Annotated in this window: 23 protein-coding genes; 16 read left to right on the forward strand and 7 right to left on the reverse strand. The window is 42.7% G+C overall.

Features of this window, described 5'->3' with window-relative positions; all coding sequences use genetic code 11:
• Positions 1-74 precede the first annotated feature (74 nt).
• Entirely contained in the window at positions 75-218 is a 144-nt protein-coding gene (locus I5907_RS19610; protein ID WP_196992554.1) for a hypothetical protein, read from the reverse strand.
• Between the two features lie 165 nt (positions 219-383).
• On the opposite strand from I5907_RS19610, the gene I5907_RS19615 reads away from it, so the two are divergent.
• The 3 genes from I5907_RS19615 to I5907_RS19625 all read left to right on the forward strand — a co-directional run bounded on the left by I5907_RS19615 (position 384) and on the right by I5907_RS19625 (position 6,405).
• Positions 384-1,694 carry a TolC family protein gene (locus tag I5907_RS19615; RefSeq protein WP_196992555.1) on the forward strand — a complete coding sequence of 437 codons (1,311 nt, stop codon included), beginning with the start codon at positions 384-386 and terminating at the stop codon, positions 1,692-1,694.
• Between the two features lie 64 nt (positions 1,695-1,758).
• Positions 1,759-2,931 carry an efflux RND transporter periplasmic adaptor subunit gene (locus I5907_RS19620; protein ID WP_196992556.1) on the forward strand — a complete coding sequence of 391 codons (1,173 nt, stop codon included), beginning with the start codon at positions 1,759-1,761 and terminating at the stop codon, positions 2,929-2,931.
• 285 nt (positions 2,932-3,216) lie between these two features.
• A complete protein-coding gene (locus tag I5907_RS19625; RefSeq protein ID WP_196992557.1) occupies positions 3,217-6,405 on the forward strand; it encodes an efflux RND transporter permease subunit in 3,189 nt (1,062 codons plus the stop codon).
• A 384-nt stretch (positions 6,406-6,789) separates the two neighbouring features.
• Here I5907_RS19625 and I5907_RS19630 read toward each other — a convergent pair whose 3' ends face one another.
• Positions 6,790-7,161, reverse strand: a complete 372-nt coding sequence (locus I5907_RS19630) for a DUF1573 domain-containing protein (RefSeq protein WP_196992558.1) — start codon at positions 7,159-7,161, stop codon at positions 6,790-6,792.
• Between the two features lie 12 nt (positions 7,162-7,173).
• Positions 7,174-7,632 carry a DUF1573 domain-containing protein gene (locus I5907_RS19635; protein WP_196992559.1) on the reverse strand — a complete coding sequence of 153 codons (459 nt, stop codon included), beginning with the start codon at positions 7,630-7,632 and terminating at the stop codon, positions 7,174-7,176.
• 193 nt (positions 7,633-7,825) lie between these two features.
• Here I5907_RS19635 and I5907_RS19640 point away from each other — a divergent pair, with 193 nt between their 5' ends.
• The 3 genes from I5907_RS19640 (at position 7,826) to I5907_RS19650 (ending at position 12,010) form a co-directional block, all read left to right on the forward strand.
• Positions 7,826-10,216, forward strand: coding sequence for an alpha-ketoacid dehydrogenase subunit alpha/beta (locus I5907_RS19640; protein ID WP_196992560.1), 2,391 nt, complete (start codon positions 7,826-7,828; stop codon positions 10,214-10,216).
• A 167-nt stretch (positions 10,217-10,383) separates the two neighbouring features.
• Positions 10,384-10,857 (forward strand): DUF4920 domain-containing protein, encoded by a 474-nt coding sequence (locus tag I5907_RS19645; protein ID WP_196992561.1) that lies wholly within the window; start codon positions 10,384-10,386, stop codon positions 10,855-10,857.
• A 205-nt stretch (positions 10,858-11,062) separates the two neighbouring features.
• Positions 11,063-12,010, forward strand: coding sequence for an isoaspartyl peptidase/L-asparaginase family protein (locus I5907_RS19650; RefSeq protein ID WP_231402200.1), 948 nt, complete (start codon positions 11,063-11,065; stop codon positions 12,008-12,010).
• Between the two features lie 62 nt (positions 12,011-12,072).
• Here I5907_RS19650 and I5907_RS19655 read toward each other — a convergent pair whose 3' ends face one another.
• Complete coding sequence (locus I5907_RS19655) at positions 12,073-13,302, reverse strand: thioredoxin family protein (RefSeq protein WP_196992562.1); 1,230 nt, start codon at positions 13,300-13,302, stop codon at positions 12,073-12,075.
• A 99-nt stretch (positions 13,303-13,401) separates the two neighbouring features.
• Here I5907_RS19655 and I5907_RS19660 point away from each other — a divergent pair, with 99 nt between their 5' ends.
• The 3 genes from I5907_RS19660 (at position 13,402) to I5907_RS19670 (ending at position 16,351) form a co-directional block, all read left to right on the forward strand.
• A complete protein-coding gene (locus tag I5907_RS19660) occupies positions 13,402-13,896 on the forward strand; it encodes a hypothetical protein (RefSeq protein ID WP_196992563.1) in 495 nt (164 codons plus the stop codon).
• 68 nt (positions 13,897-13,964) lie between these two features.
• Entirely contained in the window at positions 13,965-15,356 is a 1,392-nt protein-coding gene (locus I5907_RS19665; protein WP_196992564.1) for a serine hydrolase domain-containing protein, read from the forward strand.
• Between the two features lie 281 nt (positions 15,357-15,637).
• Positions 15,638-16,351, forward strand: a complete 714-nt coding sequence (locus I5907_RS19670) for an SIMPL domain-containing protein (protein ID WP_196992565.1) — start codon at positions 15,638-15,640, stop codon at positions 16,349-16,351.
• 15 nt (positions 16,352-16,366) lie between these two features.
• Here the strand turns inward: I5907_RS19670 and I5907_RS19675 are convergent, their stop codons facing one another.
• Both I5907_RS19675 and I5907_RS19680 read right to left on the reverse strand, forming a co-directional pair.
• On the reverse strand, positions 16,367-17,350 hold the full coding sequence (locus I5907_RS19675) for a cation diffusion facilitator family transporter (RefSeq protein ID WP_196992566.1): 984 nt from the start codon (positions 17,348-17,350) through the stop codon (positions 16,367-16,369).
• A gap of 246 nt (positions 17,351-17,596) precedes the next feature.
• Entirely contained in the window at positions 17,597-19,015 is a 1,419-nt protein-coding gene (locus I5907_RS19680) for an LptF/LptG family permease (RefSeq protein WP_196992567.1), read from the reverse strand.
• Between I5907_RS19680 and I5907_RS19685 the strand changes: the two genes are divergently transcribed.
• Positions 18,990-19,631, forward strand: coding sequence for a hypothetical protein (locus tag I5907_RS19685; RefSeq protein WP_196992568.1), 642 nt, complete (start codon positions 18,990-18,992; stop codon positions 19,629-19,631). The two genes, I5907_RS19680 and I5907_RS19685, sit on opposite strands and share 26 nt — an antisense overlap.
• 88 nt (positions 19,632-19,719) lie before the next feature.
• On the opposite strand, the gene I5907_RS19690 is transcribed toward I5907_RS19685, so the two are convergent.
• Positions 19,720-20,103, reverse strand: a complete 384-nt coding sequence (locus tag I5907_RS19690) for an START-like domain-containing protein (RefSeq protein ID WP_196992569.1) — start codon at positions 20,101-20,103, stop codon at positions 19,720-19,722.
• Between the two features lie 270 nt (positions 20,104-20,373).
• Here I5907_RS19690 and I5907_RS19695 point away from each other — a divergent pair, with 270 nt between their 5' ends.
• The 6 genes from I5907_RS19695 (at position 20,374) to rplL (ending at position 24,656) form a co-directional block, all read left to right on the forward strand.
• Complete coding sequence (locus tag I5907_RS19695; protein ID WP_231402201.1) at positions 20,374-21,249, forward strand: sigma-70 family RNA polymerase sigma factor; 876 nt, start codon at positions 20,374-20,376, stop codon at positions 21,247-21,249.
• A gap of 215 nt (positions 21,250-21,464) precedes the next feature.
• Positions 21,465-22,091, forward strand: coding sequence for a hypothetical protein (locus I5907_RS19700; RefSeq protein WP_196992570.1), 627 nt, complete (start codon positions 21,465-21,467; stop codon positions 22,089-22,091).
• Between the two features lie 284 nt (positions 22,092-22,375).
• Complete coding sequence (rplK, locus tag I5907_RS19705; protein ID WP_196992571.1) at positions 22,376-22,819, forward strand: 50S ribosomal protein L11; 444 nt, start codon at positions 22,376-22,378, stop codon at positions 22,817-22,819.
• A 22-nt stretch (positions 22,820-22,841) separates the two neighbouring features.
• Positions 22,842-23,537, forward strand: coding sequence for a 50S ribosomal protein L1 (gene rplA, locus I5907_RS19710; RefSeq protein WP_196992572.1), 696 nt, complete (start codon positions 22,842-22,844; stop codon positions 23,535-23,537).
• A gap of 48 nt (positions 23,538-23,585) precedes the next feature.
• The gene (gene rplJ / locus I5907_RS19715; protein WP_196992573.1) at positions 23,586-24,116 is read left to right on the forward strand and encodes a 50S ribosomal protein L10; all 531 of its coding nucleotides are present in this window, start codon (positions 23,586-23,588) and stop codon (positions 24,114-24,116) included.
• Positions 24,117-24,278: 162 nt separating this feature from the next.
• Positions 24,279-24,656, forward strand: a complete 378-nt coding sequence (gene rplL, locus I5907_RS19720; RefSeq protein WP_196992574.1) for a 50S ribosomal protein L7/L12 — start codon at positions 24,279-24,281, stop codon at positions 24,654-24,656.
• The last annotated feature ends 68 nt before the right edge of the window (positions 24,657-24,724 follow it).

The raw sequence follows: 24,724 nt of genomic DNA on the forward strand, positions 1-24,724 counted from the left end.
TGTCACTCACTTGTACATGCTGTTCTTTACGCAGCATATGCTGCCGGCGTTACAGGCACTGCCTGCCTGCATTTTCAGTCATAAATGACATATTGATAACAATCAGCGCGGGCTACATATTTTGTCGCGGTATTTTTAGCCTTTGTCTCTTTTGGAAACTTCCAGGCTTTACGCCATTGTATTTTTGCAGCATTAACTAATTGTAATTTTTCTGTCATTTAAACAAACGTTTAATTAATGTCAAACAAATTACTATTTTTGCGCTCCGTTAGTTGCTGACGCCCAAACTTTGAGTTTCGCCAACTGCTTTCTTGCCTGCCATTGCAGCTTTCAATGCTGCGTAGTAACTTGTATTGATTATTGAAATGTTTATAAGAGAAAGTATGAAAAGAATCTTAGGATTTATCCTCGTTATTTTATTAATAAAAGAAAATGCTGCAGCACAGGCAGATTCCCTGCTCCGGGAAGCAACATTACAAAACGTTGTGCAATATGCTTTGCAGAACCAGCCATTGCTTAAGCAATCTGTAATTGATGAGCAGATAACAGAACAAACAATCAAAAGCAAACTTGCAGACTGGTATCCGCAGGTGAATTTTGGTTACAATTACCAGCACAACTTCCAGCTTCAGCAAACTGTTTTTGCCGGTAATACTGTAAAGATTGGCGTAAACAACACATCGGCCCTAACATTTACCGGCACACAAAATATTTTCAACAGGGATGTTTTGTTGGCCAGCCGTACCGCAGAAGATGTACGCCGCGCTGCAAGGCAAAATACAGCCGGTAACAAGATAGATGTGGCAGTTACTGCAACCAAAGCTTTTTATGATGTGCTGGCCACGCTGCAGCAGATAAAAGTGGCAGAAGAAACCATTACAAGACTTGAAAGAAGCCTGAAAGATGCCACCGCACAATACAACGTAGGCATCACAGATAAAACAGATTATAAACGTGCAACCATTGCACTTAATAACGCCAAAGCATCTAAAGCTGCCAATACTGATCTGTTAAATGCGAGAATTGAATATTTGAAAACAGTTATTGGTTATCCCGTAGACAAAAACCTCAACATTGTTTACGACAGCCTGGCAATGGAGCGGGAAGTATTTACAGACACATTGCAACGTGTTGACTATACGAAAAGAATAGAATACCAGCGGCTGGCAACACAAAAGAAATTACAGGAGGCAAACCTGAAATATAACCGCTGGAGTTTTATTCCAACAGTATCAGCTTTTGGTGCCTATAACCTCAATTACTTTAATAATTCATTCAGTAAGTTGTACAATACCGCCGCACCAAACTCCTATGCAGGTCTCACTGTTGCGTTTCCTATATTCCAGGGCTTTAAAAGAACAGCCAATATAAGGCAGGCGGAGTTGCAGGTAAACAGGGTAGACTGGGACATCATCAGCCTGCAAAAAAGCATTAATGCAGAATATGCGCAGGCACTGGCTGCTTACAAAGCAAATTTCGAAAACTACAAAGCACTTAAAGAGAATGTAGATCTTGCGCAGGAAGTGTATGATGTTATTCAGTTGCAATATAAAGCGGGCGTTAAAACATACCTGGAAGTAATCACTTCTGAAACAGATTTAAGAACAGCACGAATCAATTATTACAACGCTTTGTACCAGGTGCTTGCCAGCAAAACAGATGTACAAAAAGCGCTGGGGCAGATTAATTACTAAGATCTAAAGAAGGGTTATAATGAATACAGTACAAGTAACAACTAAAACGAACAATTCAATTTATATGTCAGCTAATCAAATCGGCAATATCATTTTTCTTGGCAGTATACTCTTTATTGCCTCCTGTGGCGATAAGGGCCAGCAGGCACAACAACAAGGCCCGCCACCCGCTGTTCCGGTGACCGTTACACAGGTTGTATCTACCGATGCAGTGTACTACGATGAATTCCCTGCCACAGTTACGGCTTTGAATGAAGTGCAATTGCGGCCACAGGCAACAGGGTTCGTTACAGGAATATATTTTAAAGACGGAGACCGCGTAAAAAAAGGCCAGAAACTTTATTCAATAGACCAGCAGCAGTACGAAGCAAATTACCAGCAGGCCCTTGCCAATCTTGAGGTACAGAAGACCAACCTGCTAAAAGCACAAAAAGACGCAGACCGCTACCACGAACTGGATAAACAGGATGCTATTGCCAAACAGCAGGTAGATTATGCCGACGCAGCATTACAGGCCGCCGAAAAAACTGTTGCGGCAGCACAGGCCAATGTGCGTGCAGTACAAACAGGTGTTAAATACACCACTATCTATGCCCCGTTTGATGGTACAATTGGTATATCGCAGGTAAAGGTTGGCGGACCAGTTTCTGCAGGACAGACTATCTTGAATACCGTATCTTCTGATAACCCGATTGCTGCTGACATAGCAGTTGATCAGCGGGAGCTATACCGGTTTACACAGTTGCAGGAAAAGAAGATGCAACCCAAAGATTCCACTTTTACACTTGCTTTCGGAACAATGGTTTACCCGTATAGTGGTAAGATCAGTTTAATAGATCGCGCAGTAGATCCGCAGACAAGTACCATAAAAATGCGTATTGAGTTTCCTAATCCAAAAAATGAACTGAAAGCGGGAATGACCGGTACAGTGCGTGTGTTGAGCAATGCCACAGAAAAATCGCTCATGATTCCTTTCAAAGCCGTAACAGAGCAACTGGGCGAATTCTTTGTGTACGTGGTGGGAGACAGCAGTAAGGTATCTCAGCAAAAAGTTGTACTGGGCAAACAGATAGGCACCAATGTGATCATTAAAGACGGTGTGAAAGAAGGCAATACAGTGGTAGTGCAGGGTGTGCAGAATCTTAAAGAAGGTTCCGTAATAAAGCAGGATTCTGCTGCGCAGAATAAACCTGCCGCTCCGGCGCAGGCAAAACCTGATTCTGCCAAAACGAAGTAGCTGTTACTGCACAAATGCAGAAACGCTATAGCGGCTTATGATACAGATGGCCATCAGTCGGCTTACTGCAGTGTTTTTAAACGGTACGGTAATGAACATTACCGGATGACGGCACCGGCTGAAGGTTGTAATGGCACTGGGGGCTGCACAGTGGCGAGGCATATTCTGTTGTACAAGAGTGCGACGCAACAGCAGCTTAATAGTAGCAATGGCGCCGGGTACATTAACAGCCGGCACTGCACAGGAAGCGGATAAATTACAAATAAGAAATTTCAACTAACCAGGATGATAGCAGATACTTTTATTAAAAGACCGGTTACAGCAATCGTTATTTCGGTGGTAATAGTACTCGTTGGGTTAATTGCAATGAGCACATTACCTGTGGCGCAGTACCCTAATATTACCCCACCAACTGTTTCAATAGCAGGAAACTTTACAGGTGCCGATGCGCAAACAGTGGAACAGACAACTACCACCGCTATTGAAACGCAGGTAAACGGTACGCCGGGCATGACATACATGAGCAGTAACAGCACAGGTAGTGGCCAGGCATCCATTACGGTAAACTTTGAAGTAGGAACAGATATAGATATTGCAACACTGGATGTGCAAAACCGTGTAAGTGTTGCTGAACCTACATTACCAGACGCCGTAAAGCGTTTGGGTCTTACGGTGCGTAAGCGTAACCCAAGCATTATGGTGGCACTGGCATTGTACTCGCCCAATGGTACGCATGATGCCACCTTTTTAGGCAACTACGCAAACATCTATTTAAAAGACGCGCTGCTGCGTGTAAAAGGCGTTGGTGACATCTTTACCAGGGCCGATGATTTTAGCATGCGTGTATGGCTTGATCCTGTAAAGCTTGCAAGCCTTGGTCTTACACCAGCAGACGTTACCGCGGCGCTTACAGAACAAAACCTGCAGGTAGCAGCCGGTACCATTGGTGGTAATCCTCAACCGGGCGTACAGGCGTTTGAATACAATGTATTAACCAACAGCCGCATCAATACGCAGGATCAGTTTGAAGGCATTGTAGTAAGAACAAACCCTGCCGATGGAAGCCTGGTGTACTTAAGAGATGTAGCAAGAGTGGAACTGGGCAAGTTTGATTACGGCATAAATGCATATGTAAACAGTAAGCCTGCTGCGTTCGTGCTTATTTACCAGGCACCGGGTGCAAATGCGCTGGAAACATTTGAAGGATTGACAAAAACGCTGGAAGAGTTAAAGAAATCGTTTCCAAAAGATGTGGACTACCTGATGCCGCTTGAGACCGCAACCGTAGTAAAAGTGTCTATCAGTGAGGTGTTGCATACGCTGGTGGAAGCATTGATACTGGTGGTGATCGTGGTGTTTCTCTTTTTGCAGAACTGGCGTGCAACGCTTATTCCGTTACTGGCTATCCCGGTATCGCTTATTGGTACATTCATTTTCTTTATACCATTCGGCTTTACCATCAATACACTTACGTTGTTTGCCTTTGTACTGGCCATTGGTATAGTGGTAGACGATGCCATTGTGGTGGTGGAGGCCGTACAACATTACATAGACCACGAAAAAATGTCGCCTAAAGAAGCCACCCAAAAAGCGATGAAAGATATTTCCGGGCCGGTGGTTGCCATTGCGCTTATTCTTGCAGCGGTGTTTGTACCCGTAGGCTTTGTGCCCGGTATTGTGGGGCGACTGTATCAGCAGTTTGCCATCACTATCGCGGTGTCAGTTATTATATCAGCATTTGTGGCCCTGTCTTTAACACCGGCGCTTTGCTCTACCATGTTAAAGCCATCCAGAGAAGCCACTGCCAAAAAGAACTGGCTGGAAAAGTTCTTCGCTTCTTTCAACAGGGTATTCGGAAAAATGACACGTTCTTATACCAAAGGCGTAGGTAAATGGATAAGAGCAACACCTTATGTGCTGATCATGATGGTATGCCTGTTTGTTGGTTTGTTTTTCCTCTTTAAAACAAAACCCACAGGCTTTATTCCAACGGAAGATGAAGGGCGCTTATATGTAACTTACGAAATGCCAGAAGGAACTTCTACTACCCGCAGTGTGGAAATGCTGAAAGAGATCATGGGTCGTGTACAATCCATGCCTGCAGTAAAAGTTGTCGGTGGCCTGGCTGGTTTAAATATCATCAGCTTCTCCAATAAATCAAACGTGGGTACCATGTTTGTAAACCTCAAACCGTGGGAAGACAGGAAAGCTGCCGAATTGCAGATCAAAGGTGTAATAGCCGAGATACAAAAGCGAACAGCGAACATAAAAGAAGCCAGGGTGCTACCTATTGCGCCACCCGCTATTCCGGGTCTTGGCCAGACTTCCGGTTTTACTTTCGAGTTACAGCAAACAACCAGTACAGACAATATTCAACAGTTTGAGCAGGTAGCCAAAAATTTTCTTGGCGCATTATACCAGCGCCCTGAAATTGGTGTGGCATATACCTTCTTTACTACCAAAACACCCAGCTACCAGATTGATGTGGATAAAGACAAGGCAAAGAAACTGGGTGTAAATGTGGCAAGCGTATTTTCTACATTGTCTACCTTACTTGGCAGCTCTTATGTAAATGATTTCAACCTGTATGGAAGAAACTTCCGGGTAATGGCGCAGGCAGACAGCAGTTTCCGTACATCGCTGGATAACCTGCAACAGTACTACGTACGCAACTCGCAGGGCAATATGATACCCCTTGGTTCACTTGTAACCACGAAACTCGTGGAGAACCCGGCATTGATCTCTCACTACAACATTTATCGTTCTGTTGAGATAAACGGTACACCCAAACCCGGGTTTAGCAGTGGCCAGGCCATTGATGCATTAAGAGAAACTGCCGAAAAGGTATTGCCTGCCGGTTACGGCTACGAGTTTTCCGGAATGAGCCGCGAAGAGATTGCCGCAGGCAACAGCACAGGTATTGTATTTGCCATTTCCATTGTGTTTGTGTTCCTCTTCCTGGCCGCTTTGTACGAAAGCTGGTCTATACCATTCTCCGTGTTGTTTGCGGTACCAATCGGCGCGTTTGGCTCCATTCTTACACTTACATTATTGCCCAATCTTACAAACAATATTTACGCGCAAATTGGTTTAATAACATTGATCGGGCTGGCTGCCAAAAACGCTATCCTTATCGTGGAGTTTGCAAAAGAACGTGTAGACAGGGGCATAGACATTGTGCATGCAACATTACAGGCAGTAGAACTTCGTTTGAGACCTATTGTAATGACGTCGCTGGCATTCATACTCGGGGTGCTGCCGCTGGCATTTGCAAGTGGTGCAGCTGCAGAAAGCCGTAAAACCATTGGCTGGACGGTGTTTGGTGGTATGATTGCAGCCACCACACTGGCAATATTCGTGGTGCCGGTACTCTTTGTACTGATCACCAAAATAGCATATGGTAAAAAACTAAAGAAATTACAGGAACAACAAAGACTGGAAAGAGAAATGGATGAATCGGCGATACGTACGTAATAAGATGAATGAATGATTGAATAAAAGTCCCGCTGTGTATGCAGCGGGATTTTTTTATGTAGCCAGCAGTTGAAGCGTTGTGCATCGTCCCTTGCGTCGCACTCTTGTACAGCAGATCAGTATGCATCATTCCAATAACTGTGGCCGCAATATGTTATTTACCCGTTGCCGATCGTAATGCCGCAACAGGCAATCGTTTAACCGGCAGGCCACGGAAGGCTTGCTAAAAGCAGGCCTGTAAAAATGCCGGCGGTAGCACGTGCTGCGTAGCATTGTTGCAGTACAAGAGTGCGACGCAGGTGCCCGATAGTAGTATTGCAGCCTGGATCATACCATAAAAAAAGCCCACCGGAAGTGGGCTTTTACTTTTATTGCAAATGCTGTTTATGGCTTCAGTACTTCTCCGTCAATTGTAAGTACAATTGGCTCGGCTGTTCCGGCTAATTTCACCGTTACAGTCTTGGTAAAATTGCCTACAGAAGCAGCATTGTATGTAACCTTGATAGTTGCAGATTTACCTTTCATAATTGGTGTTTCAGGATACTCTGGTTTGGTGCAACCGCAACCCGCAACAGCGCTTTCGATAACAACAGGTTTGTCTGATACGTTGGTAAAAGAGAATTCCGTTGTTACAGGTTTGCCCTGCGCTATTTTGCCAAAAGAATGTTTTGTTTCTTTAAAGCTTACAGGAGCGTTTGTTTGTGCTAAAACAGGGATGGCAATTACAAATGCCAGTGCCGCTAATAGTTTTCTCATGGTTTAGAATGTTTATTTGTTAGGTCTTATTTTTTCAAGCGCACCATTTCCGGGTGCTGCGTTATCCGGTGTTTTGTAAGTCTGGCCATGAAATTTGATTACCTGGCTCATACCATTACTAAAGAAAACAGTTACCACTTTTTGAAAAGCGCCATCTGTGTTGCCGTTGAAACCGATACCGATTTTAAAAGTTTCGCCGGCTTTGTAAGGGCCGGGCTGCCATTTTGGGGTAGTACAGCCGCAACCAACCTGTACATTTTCAATTCTAACGGTATCATTAGAGATATTTTTCATCTCCAGCTGAAACTCAGCGGGTTTTCCAAAAGGAATTTTGCCAAAATCGTGGTCCAGTTCTTTGAATTCCACTACTTTGGTAATATCGGGTGCAGGTTTTTGTTCCTGTTCCGTGCTTTGTGCATGTAACAGCATTACTGCAAAGAACGCAGGAATCATTAATAGAGCTTTCTTCATCGTTTTTTAGTTTACAATTGTAAAATTATACAAATGTCTTTTTGTAAAATCTTTAAAATGATAATTGTTCTTTAAAAGTTATCTTTAAATAAACACAGAAAGGCGCCTCTTTATTTTACAAATGTGCCGTAGATGTGCATTTTATTTTGCCGGTTATTTTTTCCTTACGTTCTGTAAACTATACATTTGTCGCATGGAAAACAGCTCTGCAATAATCCAGCAACCCGATGGTATGCTTTCATATGACGATTTCAGAAATGAAGTATTGAAAGATTACCGCGTAGCGCTTGAAAGTCGTGAGGCAAGTTTACTTGGTCGCCGCGAGGTGCTTACCGGTAAAGCCAAGTTCGGCATTTTTGGCGATGGAAAAGAAATTGCCCAGATTGCAATGGCCAAGTTTTTTAAACCCGGTGACTGGCGTTCCGGTTATTACCGCGACCAGACTTTTGTGTTTGCAACGGGTATTGCCACCACACAGCAGTTTTTTGCACAACTATACGCCGACCCCGATTCTGAACATGAGCCCTTTAGCTCAGGCAGGCAGATGAGTAGCCATTTTACTTCCAGGAATTTTGATGATGATGGCCATGTATTACCACTGGCAACTATTAAAAACGTAGCTACCGATATGGCGCCTACGGCATCTCAGATGCCGCGCAGCCTGGGGCTGGCATTTGCATCAAAGTTGTTTCGCAATTCGCCGGCGCTGAAAGATGAAAAAAACCTGTCAACCGGCGGCAATGAAGTGTGCTTTTGTACCATTGGTGATGCTTCTACTTCAGAAGGGCATTTCTGGGAAACAATCAATGCGGCCGGCGTAATGCAGGTACCGCTCGCTGTTTTTGTGTGGGATGACGGCTATGGTATCTCCGTTCCAAAAAAATACCAGACCACCAAAGGCTCTATTTCTGCTGCATTAAAAGGTTTCCAGAAAAAGCCTGACACAAACGGTATCGATATTTACACAGTGAAAGGCTGGGATTACGCAGGCATGTGCGAGGTATTTGAGGCCGCACTTGATAAGGTCAGGCAAACCCATGTACCTGCAGTATTTCACGTAGAAGAAATAACACAGCCTCAGGGGCATTCAACCTCCGGCAGCCATGAACGCTACAAAGATGCTGACCGCCTGCAATGGGAGAGGGACTGGGACTGCCTGAAAAAAATGCGGGAATGGATCATCGAAAATGAAATTGCAACAGATGATGAACTGCTCGCCATTGAGGAAAGCGCCAAAGAAAAAGTGAAGCAAAGCCGCATCCGCGCTTGGGAAGAATATACGGCCGCCATCAGGGTTGAAACGGCGAAAGCTGTAGAAGTAATAAGGGCTACCACGGTGCATGATATAGAAAGGTACAATGCACTGCAAAAGATCGCAAAAAACCTGGAAACAAACCGGGATGCACTTCGCAGAGATATTATGCGTGCGTTATCTCTTGCTGTAGATGCTGCCGGCAAAGACGGCGCCGATGACCTTAAAACTTTTTACGAAGAACAAAAGGAAGTAAACCGCGCCCTGTATAATTCACACCTTTATAATGAAGGCCCTTCAGGAGCACTGAAAGTAACTGAACATAAGCCCGTTTATACCGCATCGTCGCCAACATTAAACGGTTACGAAATCATCAACCGCTATTTCGACAGCCTGTTTGCCGCAAACAAAAAAGTAGTGGCTTTTGGTGAAGACGTAGGTTTTATCGGCGATGTAAACCAGGGGTTTGCGGGCCTGCAGGAAAAATATGGCGAAAACCGGATTTTTGATACCGGTATACGCGAACTTACCATCATGGGGCAGGGTATTGGTCTTGCATTGCGTGGCTTAAAACCTATTGCAGAAATTCAATACCTCGATTACCTGGTATATGGTTTGCAGCCGCTTACGGATGATGTAGCCTCATTGCAATACCGCACTAAAGGTTTGCAGCATTGCCCGATCATTGTACGTTCCCGCGGGCACAGGCTTGAAGGTATATGGCACAGCGGTTCTCCCATGGGAATGATCATCAATTCGCTTCGTGGCATGCACGTGTGTGTGCCCCGGAATATGGTGCAGGCTGTGGGTATGTACAATACGGTTTTAAAAAGTAATGATCCCGCAATTATCATTGAAAGTTTAAACGGGTACCGGCTTAAAGAGAAACTGCCCGCAAACCTGCTGGAAATGACCGTGCCACTCGGTGTTCCTGAAATAATCAAAGAAGGTACAGATATTACCATAGTTTCTTACGGCTCCACGCTGCGCATTGTGCAGGATGCAGCCGTAAGGCTGGAAGAGCAACGCATCAGTTGCGAGATCATAGATGCGCAAACCCTGCTGCCTTTTGATATACACCACAGCATCTTAAAGTCGCTGAAAAAAACAAACCGCATAATTTTTATAGACGAAGATGTACCGGGTGGTGCCGCAGCGTACATGTTCAATAAAGTAATGGAAGAGCAGGGTGGCTACCGATGGCTGGATGTTGCGCCAAGAACACTTACGGCAAAAGCACACAGGCCTGCGTATGGCAGCGATGGTGATTACTTCAGCAAGCCCAATGCAGAAGATGTGTTTGAAACAATAAAGGAAATGATGGAAGAATAGAATAGGTAATGGTGAAGCCGGCATTGGTTTTTCATGGCATCGCCTGTTGCGTCGCACTCTTGTACGGTATAACCAAATGCAACAACGATACTCCATAGCACTGCGGCTTCAGGCACAGTTTTAATAAACGCATAATTTTAATACATAAACTACAAATAAATTTAATCATGAAAACATTCGCTGCCCTTGTTGTAATGCTGTTTGTTGCAATCAATATAAATGCACAGCCTCCTGAAGTTCCGGCAGAAAAGGGAACCGTATTTGGCGCCAAGACCACAGCCGATGATGCAATAACTGTTGAGCAGCTTGCCGCAGTTATGAAAAGCCGCGAAGGCAAAAAAACCGAAGTAAAAATTAGAGGTACCGTTACCACTGTTTGCGAAGCAATGGGTTGCTGGATAAAAATAAAATCTGCAGATGGTGACCTGATGGTACGTATGAAAGACCATGCATTTTTTGTACCGCTGGCACTAAACGGAAAAGAGGTGATTGTAGACGGTATTGCAGAAGAAAAAACAACTTCTGTAGCACAGCTAAAGCATTATGCAGAAGACGCCAACAAAAGCAAAGAAGAAATAGACGCCATCAAAGAAGCGAAAAAAGAATTAACCATTACTGCCAAAGGTGTTTTGGTAATTTAATGTTCAAAACAGGTTTTGATACAAAGCGGATTACAGCAGTAGTTCGCTTTTATTTTTTCCTGTAGTTTTTAAAACATTGTAAAAACCATTGTTGCAAACTGTTTAGCTTTTGCTGTATCGTTGCTGAAGGTTGCAATGCCGTACAAGAGTGCGACGCAACAATGTATCATTGAAATACAAAAGCCGGGCACATAAAAATACAAGTATGCAAAAAAAGATTTCCATAGCAATACACGGCGGGGCTGGTACCATTTTAAAAAGCGAGATGACGCCGGAACTCGAAGCTTTGTACACGCAAGGTTTGAAAGACGCATTGGTTGCGGGCTACAAGCTATTGGAAGAAGGTGCTTCTTCAACCGAAGCCGTTATTGCTGCAGTGGCTGCCCTTGAAGATAATATACTCTTTAATGCAGGCAGGGGCGCTGTATTTACAAAGACCGGCATGCATGAAATGGATGCATCTGTAATGGAGGGAAAAGACCTGGGTGCAGGCGCAGTGGCCGGTGTTAAAAATGTACGCAACCCTGTAAAGCTTGCTGCCGCAGTAATGCGCAACAGTGACCATGTGTTTTTGAGTGGCGAAGGCGCCGCCGAATTTGCAAGGCAACAGCAAATGCAATTTGAGAAAGATGAATATTTTTTCTCTCAGTTTCGCTACGATCAATGGCAGGCAATAAAGCATTCTGATGTGTACGCGCTTGATCATTCAAAAGAAAATGACCCGTTGCAGAAAGAAAAAAAGTTTGGCACCGTTGGTGCTGTGGCATGCGATGCAGCAGGTAATGTAGCTGCCGCAACATCTACCGGTGGTATGACAAACAAGAAGTTTGGCCGTATAGGAGATACACCAGTAATAGGTGCCGGTACCTACGCACATAACCATACCTGTGCCATTAGTTGCACAGGCCACGGAGAATTGTTTATTAAAGCCGTTGCCGCATATGATGTAAGCTGTTTAATGGCTTACAGGAAACTGAGTTTGCACGATGCCATGAATATTGTGGTGAACGATAAGCTGGTTAAAATTGGTGGAGAAGGCGGGATGATTGGTGTAGACGGCACCGGGAATATAGCTATGTTGTTTAACAGTGCAGGAATGTACAGGGCCGCGAAAAGCAGCGATGGAACACAGGTAGTCGCCATTTATGAATAACAAATTTTGCATAAAAAAAGCTCCGCATGTAGCGGAGCTTTTTTTATGTGGTTATCTTTTAATTAATTCCAGGTCTTTTCCCCTTTTTTCATTTTGTCAATTGTTTCCTGGTAAGTTTTTTTCTCACTTTCCGGTGCAAGTTCCATTGCTTTCTGTTCCCATGTTAAAGCATCATCTTTTTTACCCAGTTTATAAAGCAGGTTGGCATATGTGTCTATATACATGGGCTCGTTTGAGTCTTTGAAACTTTTTTTGCTCCATTCAAGTGCTTTGGCCACGCACGCCATATCGTTACAGTTTTCAAACACCGTCCATGCGTAACTGTTCAGTTCATTGGGTGAAGCACCGGCTCCGTATTTATTCATATATGCAACAATAGCCGTCTGGTAATTATTCCAGTCGCCCTTGCGCTGGTACCACATTACTTTCGCTTTAGCCAGCGCTTCATCTGCAAAGGCGGGATACTTTTTCGAGAGTGCAGTTTTTATGGTTTGCCAGTCAACAGCCTTATCGCTTTCCGGGGAAAGATTTTTGAAGATTTCTTCCCGCATAATGATTGGCTGAAGAATGGCAGCAGCACTTCCTTTGCCAAGAACATCATCGACTTTCTGTTGATTTTTCAACAGTAGGTCAAAACCTTTGTCTTTGCTTGTTTGTGTAAAATTTTGAACAAAAGCAAGGTTTTCTTTTGTAAAAAGATTGGCTTGCGTGACAAGATATTCATTGGCAATCTTTGGAGCGTTTTCCATGTCGTACGCTTCCTGGGCCGCCAGCGCCATTTTCCTTAGCGCAGCAGAATCTTTTGCACCGTTTTCATAGGCTTTTAAAAGCGTATAATATTGCTTATCCGGCATTAGGGCAGCGGCAGATTTTTCCAGAAACATTTCGGCTGGCCCGGCACCAACAGAGCGGTGTACCACGTTCCCGTTAGGGTCAAAATACAGGTAGGTAGGGAATGCCCGTACCTGGTATTGTTCCATGATATCGTGCCCGTCCTTGTACCAGCTTTTAACTTCTTCGTTATCTGCATCAGTTGTATCTAACTGAACCTTTACGTTAATGAATTTTTCATTCATAAAAGCACCTACATTTTCCTGCGGAAAAACATTTGCACTCATAAACCTGCAAGGCCCACACCATGTGGTAAAGCAGTCCATGAAAATGTATTTATTTTCGGCTTTGGCTTTGGCCTTTATGGCTTCCCAGGAAGCGCCGTGTTCAAAATGCATTCCTTTTTCCTGCGCTAAAGAAAACAGTGGTGCCAGGAGAAGTAGCAGGGTTAGCTTTTTCATCTTTTGTAATTTTGTAGTCAACGAAATGAAGGTTTTATTGTTTTAAAGGTAAAATAAACATAAACTTCTGTTTTTCATACAATCTAAATTCTTTTTAACATGGCACAAGCAAATGTGGAACTGGTACTGGCACTGCGTGAGACGGCATCACGTTTAAAAAGCGGTGTACACTATGCGTGGGGTAATCACGGCTCCTGCAATTGTGGTAACCTTTTGCAGGTTGTTACCAAACTCAGCAAGGAAGAAATTATACGGTATGCACAAACGGGTACAGGTGAGTGGACAGAACTTGCAGAGGAGTACTGCAGCATTACAGATGCACCTGTCAGTTTGCTTATTCATAAACTTGAACAACTGGGTTTAACGCCAACAGATGTACACAATATTGAATACCTCGAAGACCGCGAAGTACTGGATAACCTGCCGGGTGGTTTCAGGTGGTTAAAAAGAAATATAAAGGAAGATGTTATTGTTTATATGGAAACTTTTGCCGGTATGCTGGAAGAAAAACTTGCAAAAGACATAGATATTTCATCTCTTTTTGAAAACCCGGCCAAAGTTCCAGGTAATACAATAGAGTTGGTAAACGCGTAATGTTCCGCCATCGTATTTGACATAAACAAAGCAGTTGTTATATTTACGTTGTCCACAAAAACGACTGCATGAAATTTAAAAAAATCATATTGCGCAGCCTGCTTATTATTTTGTTGGCTGCCCTTGGCTACGGCATTTACTATTGCTGGGTTTCTTTTCCCATTATCAGTGGTTATGGTGCAAAAAATATGTGCAGTGCAGTCTTTCTTGCCGGCAGAAGTGAGGCGCAGGTAAGAGCGCAGGAACTTTCCTTTACGCCCATGAATATCGGAACCTTTACTGTTGATTATAAAGATTCTTCTGTTACGGGTACTGTTTTCGGTTTCGCAAAACGCAAAGCTGTTTACAGGCACGGCCTCGGCGCAACGTTGATCAATGAACGTTCCGAAGCTGCCGTCAGGGGTCAGCAGTATCGCCTTGCTGCAAGTCCGCAGATCAATACTGACACTATTCCATGGCCAATGGGCGACAAACTGCTACCCGTTGCAGATTCGTCAGTGGATATGGCGAAATTGAAATCAGCCGTGAATGATATTTTTATTGAAAAAGACACTACTGCTCCTGTAAGAACAAGGGCGGTTATTGTACTGCACGATGGCAATATTATAGCCGAGCAATATGCAGAAGGGTTTACCAAAAACTCAAAACTCATAGGTTGGAGCATGACCAAAAGTATTACCAGCGCACTTACCGGCATCCTGGTAAAACAAGGCAAACTATCAGTTGATGCGAAAGCCCCTGTTCCGGAATGGAAAGATGCAAATGACCCGCGCAACACCATTACTTTGCAAAATATCTTACAGCAAACCACCGGTCTCGATTTTGTGGAAGACTATTCCAAAAGTAGTGATGCAACGAAAATGTTGTTTCAAAAAGCTGCTATGGGTACTTATACTGCCGGGCGTCCTTTAAAAGACAAACCTGGTACCGTTTTTTATTATTCAAGTGGCAATACCAATTTATTGTCGAGGATCATCAGGGAGCAGGTGGGAGAAGCAGGTTACCGCGCCTTTCCTTACGAGCAGCTTTTTTACAAAATTGGTATGTATAATACAATACTTGAACCAGATGCTTCCGGCACATTCGTTGGCTCGTCTTATTCCTATGGTATAGCAAGAGACTGGGCCCGCTTTGGTTTGCTTTATCTGAACGATGGTGTGTTCAACAATGAACGCCTGCTTCCCGAAGGTTGGGTAAAAGCAACTGCAACACCTGCCGATGCTGCACCGCTGGGGCAGTATGGTTACCAGTTTTGGTTAAACGCAGGTGCAAAAGAGAATCCAGCCAACCGGTTATACCCGCATTGTCCTACCGACATGTTTTGTTGCGATGGTTACGAAGGGCAATATGTATTTATAATTCCTTCAAAAAAGCTTGTTATCGTGCGCCTGGGGCTAACACACAGCGATAAATTTGATGTAGATGCCTTCGCGGCAAATGTTGTGGCATGTATTAAATAAGGTCATTATTCCGGCTTTGTTTCCCGTGCTGATAAATGCCGGAAAATTGTGTTTCCGGCAGTAGTTTTTTATGGCATCGTCCCTTGTGTCACTCACTTGTACTGTATATCTTCAGGCATCAGTGATGCGTTTTTTCAAACGCGTAACAGCAAAGAATCTCCACAACTAACCGATAACTATCTTTTGATCTTAGTGCAAAGATTTTGTTAAGCCATTCATCGCCGTAGTAGCTACTTATGTAATCACATCTTTTTTTACATCCGTTATTAAAACACAGAAGTATGAAAAAGATAATTACGTTAGTAACGGCAGTAGTAATGGTATCGCATTTGTTTGCGCAGGAGCAGAAGCCTTTGCAGAAAACAATTTCCGTAAGTGGTTCAGCAGAAGCAGAGGTAACACCAGACGAAATTTATGTGCAGGTAGATCTGCGTGAATACAATAAAAAGAACGGCGATAAAATTGACATCAATACCATCAGGAATAATTTTCTTGCCGCCTGCAGGAGCATCGGACTAACCGAGAAAGAAGTAATGGTGCAGAGCTACCAGGGGTACGACCAGCAATACTGGATACAGAAGAAGAGCAAAAAACAAAATCCAGACATGAAAGCAGCTATCAGCTACGTCGTTAAAGTAAGTAGCGTAGCAAAGCTTGATGAACTGGTAGATAAAATGGATGATGAGGCAACACAAAACTTCTTCATCTCCAAAACAGCTTACAGCAAAATAGAAGAGCTGAAAAAAGAAATGAAGATTGCTGCGGTTAAAGCTGCAAAAGAAAAAGCCACCTACCTCGCAGCGGCAATTGGTGAACATGTTGGCCAGGCCATAACTATCAACGATCCTGTGGAAATTGATCATACGCCAAGACCTTATTATGCTAACGTAATGATGAAAGCATCTGCAGACGGCGCAGAACAGGCTGCATTAGATGTAGATTTTAAGAAGATGAAAATTAAGTTTGAGGTAAACGTTGTTTTTACTTTGCAATAACAAAAAAACACCAGCCTAAAGCTGGTGTTTTTTATTCGAAATAATATTTTCAAGCGTCCACTCAACACGCTTGGTAAACGGGTGTTGCCTTACATTACAATCATCTTTCTGGCAAAGGTGGCAGGAGAAATCGAGGCAGCCATCTGTGTGAACAAACATTTCGATTGCGTCTCCAAATTCTTCTTTAATGAGCTCTACCAGTATGTCAATCTCTTTATGTGCTTCATGAATATTCATGTACCATGGCAGGGTAAGGTGGCAGTCTATATGTAATACGCTGCCATATTTGATTACACGCAGGTTATGAAGATCTATCCAGTTTGGCCTGCGCCTGCTGTTAAGCATGTTCACCATTCGTTGCAGCAAGTCCATATCAGCCTCATCCATAATGCCGGCCAGTGATTGACGTAGTATTTTGTAACCATTGTACATGATAAAAACACTCATGGCAAGTGCAACCACTTTATCAAGCCAGAATAACTGCGTAAAAAGTATTACCACCAGCGAAACAATAATGATCAGCGTTGACCATGTATCGAGCTGCAGGTGTTTACCACTGGCCTGCAATGCCAGCGAGTTATTTCTTTTGCCAATTTTTATACAGATGAACCCGGCCACAAAGTTTATAACGGCGGTTAGTGCCACCAGTATAAGACCGGTATCCAGTTTTTCTACCGGTTTGTTTTTTATAAAATTCTGCGTAGCCTCGTATAGTACCAGTAAACCAGCAGCAAAGATCAGTGCGCCTTCAGCGGCTGCAGAAACAAACTCGGCTTTGCCATGCCCGTATGGGTGCTCTGTATCTCTTGGTTTTGCTGCCACATATAAACTATACAGCCCAATAAAACCGGCAATAACATTTACAATACTTTCAAGCGCATCTGAGAGAATAGCCAGCGAGGACGTAAGATAATACGCAACAATTTTTGCAGCAAAAAGTATTACCGACAGCAGCGTTATCCATTGTTGTACCCTAAAATTTTGTTTGGCTGAATTCAATATTAAACAGTGTTAAATAAGCATTGGAAAACAGGATAGCAAAAATACCCAACTGATTTTGTAAATACCTGTAATAGCTGATTATTATTCTTACATCTTTACAAGAAAAACAGACCGCTAAAGGTAAATTGTAAAAAGCAGGGAGTAAGTGAAACCGCAACGCTGCAGTAGCCATAGCAACGGAACGTACAAGTGTGCGACGCAACAGGCGATGCCATGAAATACCAAAGCCCGGCCCCAAAAAAACTATACTCCTTCTTCTTTCTTTTTGCGCTTAAGCATCCTGTAATAAAACTCTTTGTTGAACAGTTGCGAATCTCTCATGGCTTTGTAGGTGAGGAACAAACCAATTGGCACCAATATGAATGTTGAGAGCCACATGCCGGTAAATACGGTGGTAACGCCTTCTTTGGCAAATTTTTCTCCAAAGGTGTTGAGCATATTAAATAGCACAAAGAAAGCAATTGCGAAGATCAACGGCGTTCCCAAACCACCTTTGCGTATAATGGAACCCAGCGGTGCACCTACCATAAAAAGTACGAGGCAGGCGAATGAAAGCACAATTTTCCTGTTGAGTTCAATATAATGTTTGCGGATCATTTCCGTTCTGCTCTTGTACTCGGTAGACATTAATTCCACCTGGCTTTTTGCAGTATTGAGGTTTGAAATGGCGCCATCAAAAACGCTCATTTTTACAGAGTCGGGGATCAACTTATCAAACTTTTTAACCTTTTTGGTATCGTTCTTCAGCGGCGCCCATTTTGCAGCTTCGTACCGTAAAAAGCTGAGCGACGTTTTAAGATCTGATTCTGCTTTGGTTAATGATTTCCGGGCATTTTTTTCAAGCGAGTCAACAGCAATATTGATTTGCCGCAGACTAAGCATTTTGGGATCGTATTTAAACAGGCTGTCTTCGGTTTTGTTGAACATAAAAGTGCTCAGGTCAAATTCTTTCTTATAAGTTTTAAAACCGAGACGGATAAACTCTGTATTGGCCGAATAGCGGTTACCATTTTCCTGGTAGTTCCAGCCGTTATGCAATTCAAATTCAAGGTAGCGCTGGTCTGGCGAAATACGCATAACACCGCTTTCTGCCACCATAAAATGATCCTGCAGGCCAAAAGTTTTTTCGTAGATGATCACGTTGTGTATCGTGCTGTCGTCTTTGTCTTTTCTGCCGATCTTTAAAATAAATCCATCAATCTTATCATAGAAAATGCCTTCTTTAATATCGAATGCAGGCTTCTTTACGATGATGTCGTATTTAAGCGCATTAAGTTTAAGATTGGCAACAGGAATAATATTGTTTGCAAATAAAAAGGCAATGCCGCTTAAGATAGCAGTTGTAATCAGTAGTGGCCGCATAAACCTTATCAATGGAATACCGGCAGATTTTATAGCAACCAGTTCAAAGGTTTCGCCAAGGTTGCCAAATGTCATGATAGAAGAAAGCAGTAATGCCAGTGGCAGCGCCAGCGGCACCCAGGTAACGGCAACAAGACCTGTTAAATAAACGAGCGTGCCGGTATCAAGACCTTTACCTACCAGATCATCAATGTAAAGCCAGAAGAATTGCATGGTAAGCACAAACAGCGCTATCAGGAAAGTGGCAAGAAATGGTCCCGCAAAAGATCTGAGAATGAGTATATCAAGTTTTTTTACCACTTTGCAATCTTATTCATTTAGTATGGTACCGGCAAATGTAAAGCTTTCGAAAAATGAATTGACACTTGTATGTGATGAATCGGTTATTTTAACAAAGAACAACATCATACAAAAAGTATATGAGTTGTTTGGCATGTTAAGCGAAACGTTTAAAGAGCGGTTAACAGCGCCTCACCATTTGCCGGATGCAGCTATACTGCTGCAATCGCCAAAAATATACCGTGGCGAACAGTACAACGGTTTGCCATATGTTATGCTCGATTATCCCCGGTCGTTTTCACGCACAGATGCATTTGCTGTAAGATGTTTTTTCTGGTGGGGCAATTTTTTTAGTATTACGCTTCACCTGCAGGGTAAGTATGTGCCGTTGTATGTTGATGCCGTAATGCAGGATAATAAAGAAAAAGCGCAGTGGTTTTATTGCATTAATGAAGACAAATGGCAGCACCATTTTGAGCCGTCCAATTATATTCCCCTGGCCGATGCCGACATAAAGCAAGGTGCCACTTTTATGAAAATTGCAAAAAAAATCCCACTGCAACAGTGGGATGATGTGTATGATTTTTTCGTTCAGAATTTTCAATACCTGGTTAACCTGCCCGCAAAGAAAAATTAGCATATTGATGTACCCGGCGGCAGAACAGCTATGAGGCTTTTGTTGCGTCGCACTCTTGTACTGCAGGTAGTTAATGCAGCTGTTCGCACTAGTTACCCAGCCTGTGAAAAAGTTCTTTCACCTGGTAGTCCCAAAGCTGCGTTTGATCTTTTATCTCGGCCTTCTCAGCAAAATCTTTTATAATAAGAATTGTTTGATTGGATATCTCAGTCTTCTCAATCCTGAATTCGAAATACTCATCTTTTCCTGCATGCAGCCAGCGGTACCTGATAAATTTATCCTGTTCCTGCTCCACTACTTCTGCTTTTTCAACAGTAGTTCCATTCCAGGAAAAGATAAAAACATGGTCACGCTCATCCACTTTATCAGCAAACCACTCCTGCATACCTGCAGGAGTAGATAAGAACTCGTATAATATTGATGGCGAACACCTTACCGGGTATTCGATTGTAAATAGTTGCTTTTTTGCCATTATTCTTCTTTTATGCTTCCATTAGCTTGGGGGTTGCAATAATATTAAATTATTGACACGAGAAAAAACTTTTTAAAAATCACCTCAGTATAGTCTTTTTACAATAGCGCACCAACAGTGTTTTTACCTATTTTTTAGGTGGAAAATCCCATCCATAATTTTTGGCGTGCACATATAGTTTGTCTACCTTGCTACCACTTCAGCTAATCCTCCCGATTCAGATTTTTTTATGGCGTTTAAACAATATTGTTGACCCCAAAATTAATGGTCATGGCTATGCGTCAAATTAAGATCACAAAGTCAATAACTAACCGTGAATCTCAAAGTCTCGAAAAATACCTGCAGGAAATAGGTAAAGTAGAACTGATCAAACCCGAAGAGGAAGTTTACCTCGCCGAGAAAATCAAAAAGAATGATCAGAAGGCATTGGATCGCCTTGTTAAGGCAAACCTTCGCTTTGTTGTGTCGGTTGCCAAGCAATATCAAAACCAGGGTCTTTCCCTGCCAGACCTTATTAACGAGGGCAACCTGGGGCTTATAAAAGCCGCAATGCGTTTTGATGAAACAAAAGGTTTTAAATTTATCTCGTATGCTGTATGGTGGATAAGGCAAAGTATCTTACAGTCCCTCGCCGAACAAAGCCGCATAGTAAGGTTGCCGCTTAATAAAGTGGGACTGACAAACAAGATCAGCAAAGCCTTTCAGCAACTGGAGCAGGAATTTGAGCGGGAGCCAACAACAGAAGAACTGGCAGACCTGCTGCAAATGGATACTGAAGAAATAACTGCAGCTATTAATGTAGCAACAAGACACCTGAGTATGGATTCACCACTTGCAGATGGCGAAGACAACACATTGGCCGATATGCTGGAGAATCCAAATGCAGAGCAGGCAGATTACAGAATGGATCATTGCGAGTCACTGAAAACAGAAATAGAGCGTTCGCTTGAAACACTTTCTCAAAGGCAGCGGGAGGTAGTGTGTTACTTTTTTGGCATCGGGCAGGAAGACCCGTTAAGCCTGGAAGATATTGGCCACAAGTTTAACCTTACCCGGGAACGCGTACGCCAGATAAAAGATAAAGCACTTACAAGATTGAAATCTACCAACCGCAGCAAGTTGCTCAAAGTATATTTAGGTCAGTAAAAAACCGCTGGCTTCCTGTATAGAAAAAGCCCACGTAAATGCGTGGGTTTTTTTATTGCAGCAAATAAAAAATGTTTTTCAACGTTTTTATTGTTTGTGGCTGGTAAATAATTAAGTATAAATTGCATTTTTATTACAGGTATTGCCACGTCAGCCCGGCAACATTCACGAATCCTAAACATATAAAAAACATACTTTTACCTAAGTGTTAGCGTATGAAAAAAAATTTACTCTTACTACTGTTCCTTGCCTTGGCTATTTTTTCAACTGCACAGGGTACAGTTGTGGTAGGCGATTGCACCGTTACGTTTAATATTCATGGAGAAGACGCCGGAACAAACAAAAATCTCTCCGGTGCTACCAAGACACTGTATGTTAAAGGTAAACTTGCCAGGACTGACATTGAAAGTACCGGCTTTAAACAAACCATCATTTACGATAACAAAGCAGGTTCTGCTGTAGTGTTGAAAGAAGTGGGCCCCGATAAATACAAAACTGTTTACACTCCTGAGAAGTGGAACAGTGAAAACAAAAAGTACGAGGGTATGAAGATTACACCCACAACCGAAAAGAAAACGATTTTAGGTTACGAGTGCAAAAAAATAATAGCCACGCTTAAAGATGGTACTTCATACAGTATGTATTATACAACGGCCATTATGCCATCTGCAAACGAAAACCCTTTCCAGTTTAAAGATATACAGGGTTTTGTGCTGGAGTATGAAACTTCAATGGGCGCCGGTAAGTCAAAAATTGTGTATACAGCCACTGTTATAAATTTTAATCCTGTTCCCGCCTCCAAATTTGAAATTCCTTCTGCGGGGTACAGGTTGTTGCAATAACCTACACATTTGTAAATTGTATTATTGCTATATTGAAAGCGGTTGTTGTGGGCGAAAAAGCATCGTTGCTGCTTACATACCTGCAGTACAAGTGTGCGACGCAACAGCAGCCAAATGCGTATTCTTTCGCCCGGGCCACAAAAAATCTTCTGTAATACATTCCAAATCAGAAATATTTCCTACTTTTGCCGCCCCAAAAAGTTCTTTTATTCCCCGTTAAATTGGGGTAAGCTTGGGAGTCTGCCGACAAACGGGAGACGTTCGAACCAATAAAAATTAAACAAATGGCTAAAGAAATCACAGGTTTCGTAAAGCTGCAGGTTAAAGGTGGTCAAGCCAATCCTGCACCTCCGGTGGGTCCTGCGCTCGGTTCCAAGGGCGTAAATATCATGGAGTTCTGCAAGCAATTCAATGCAAGAACCCAGGACAAAATGGGAAAAGTTGTTCCTGTACTCATCACCGTTTATGCTGACAAGTCTTTCGACTTTGTTATTAAAACTGCACCAGCAGCCGTTCAGTTAATGGAAGCTGCAAAAATTCAGAAAGGTTCTAAGGAAAGCAACCGTGTAAAAGTTGGTAAAGTAAACTGGGCACAGGTTGAGGCTATTGCCAAAGACAAAATGAGTGATCTTAACTGTTTTACCGTTGAAAGCGCTATGAAAATGGTGGCCGGTACTGCACGCAGTATGGGTTTAACGGTAGAAGGAAACGCTCCGTGGGCAAATTAATTAACTCCTTAAAACTTCTGAAATGGCAAGAATTACCAAAAAAAGAAAAGTAGCGGAAGCGAAAATCGATAAAAACAAAGTTTATTCTTTAAAAGAAGCTTCTGCTATCGTTAAAGATATCAATATAGCAAAATTTGATGCTTCAGTGGATCTGCACGTGCGTTTAGGTGTAGACCCTAAAAAAGCAGACCAGCAGGTTCGTGGTACAGTAACGTTGCCACATGGAACAGGTAAAACAAAACGTGTGTTGGTTTTGTGTACGCCTGATAAAGAAGCCGCCGCCAAAGAAGCAGGCGCTGACTTTGCAGGTCTGGATGAATTCATCACAAAAATTGAAGGTGGCTGGACGGAGATCGATGTAATCATCGCTACACCGTCTGTGATGCCTAAAATTGGTAAACTGGGTAAAATACTTGGTCCGCGTAACCTTATGCCAAACCCAAAAACAGGTACAGTTACCAATGATGTGGCTGCTGCTGTTAACGAGGTTAAAGGTGGTAAAATCGCATTTAAGGTTGATAAAGCGGGTATCATCCACGCTTCTATAGGCCGCGTATCTTTTGCGCCTGAGAAACTGGCTGACAACAGCAACGAATTTATCAACGCAATCATCAAGTTAAAACCATCTGCAGCAAAAGGTATTTATCTCAAAGCTGTAAGTATGGCAAGCTCAATGAGCCCCGGTATTACCATAGACACAAAAACATTACATAACTAAGCTACCTGATTCGTGTAATTACGAACCCTGGCGTACAAATAAAGCGTTATGACTAAAGATCAAAAAAATGAAGTGATTGAAGCGCTCAAAGAGAAATTCAATCAATACAATAACTTCTACGTTACCAATACAGAATCATTAACTGTAGACCAGATCAATAAATTACGTAAAATATGCTTCGATAAAAACGTAGAGATGAAAGTGGCTAAAAACACTTTGATCAGGAAAGCGTTGGATTCAATCGACAGCACAAGATTTTCCGGTGTATATGAAAGCCTGAACGGCGTTACGGCATTGCTTTTTAGCGAGAATGCAAAAGAGCCTGCCTTAATTATCAGCAGCTTCCGCACAGCATCAAAATCTGAGAAACCTGTTCTTAAAGCAGCTTACATAGATACATCGATCTTTGTTGGCGATAAAGAACTTGAAGCACTCAAAACGCTTAAAAGCAAGAACGACCTTATTGGTGAGATCATTGGTTTACTCCAGTCTCCTGCGAAGAATGTTATCAGCGGCTTAAACGCTGGCAACAAACTGGCAAGTCTTGTAAAAGCTTTGGAAGAAAGAGCACAAGCATAGACAATTTAAAATGTGGCGATTTGAAAAGACAATATTGATTTTCATAGTTGCTCATTTTTAAATACTAAAATAATTATCCCAGCCTGAGGGGTAGTACCACACAAATTTTTTTAAATTCTCCGCCGGAGCACAGGCAATGAAGGCGGAAAAAATTTGACAACAATGGCAGACTTAAAAGCATTTGCTGAACAACTTGTTGGCTTAACAGTTAAAGAAGTTAACGAATTAGCCAAAATCCTGAAAGATGAATATGGTATCGAACCTGCTGCTGCAGCTGTAGCTGTTGCTGCTCCTGCTGGTGGCGCTGCTGCCCCTGCTGCTGAAGAAAAAACTGCATTTGATGTAGTTCTGAAAGCTGCTGGTCCTAACAAACTTAACGTTGTAAAAATCGTTAAAGAATTAACCGGTCTTGGTCTTAAAGAAGCAAAAGATTTGGTTGATGGCGCTCCAAAACCAGTTAAAGAAGGCGTTTCTAAAGCAGAAGCTGCTGATCTTGAAGCTAAGCTGAAAGAAGCTGGTGCAGAAGTAGAAGTAAAATAATTACACACTACTTTATTTATAGAACCTCATCGCCAAGCGATGAGGTTTTTTATTTATGTACCAGGCAA

The organism is Panacibacter microcysteis (assembly GCF_015831355.1).
GTDB classification, from domain to species: domain Bacteria; phylum Bacteroidota; class Bacteroidia; order Chitinophagales; family Chitinophagaceae; genus Panacibacter; species Panacibacter microcysteis.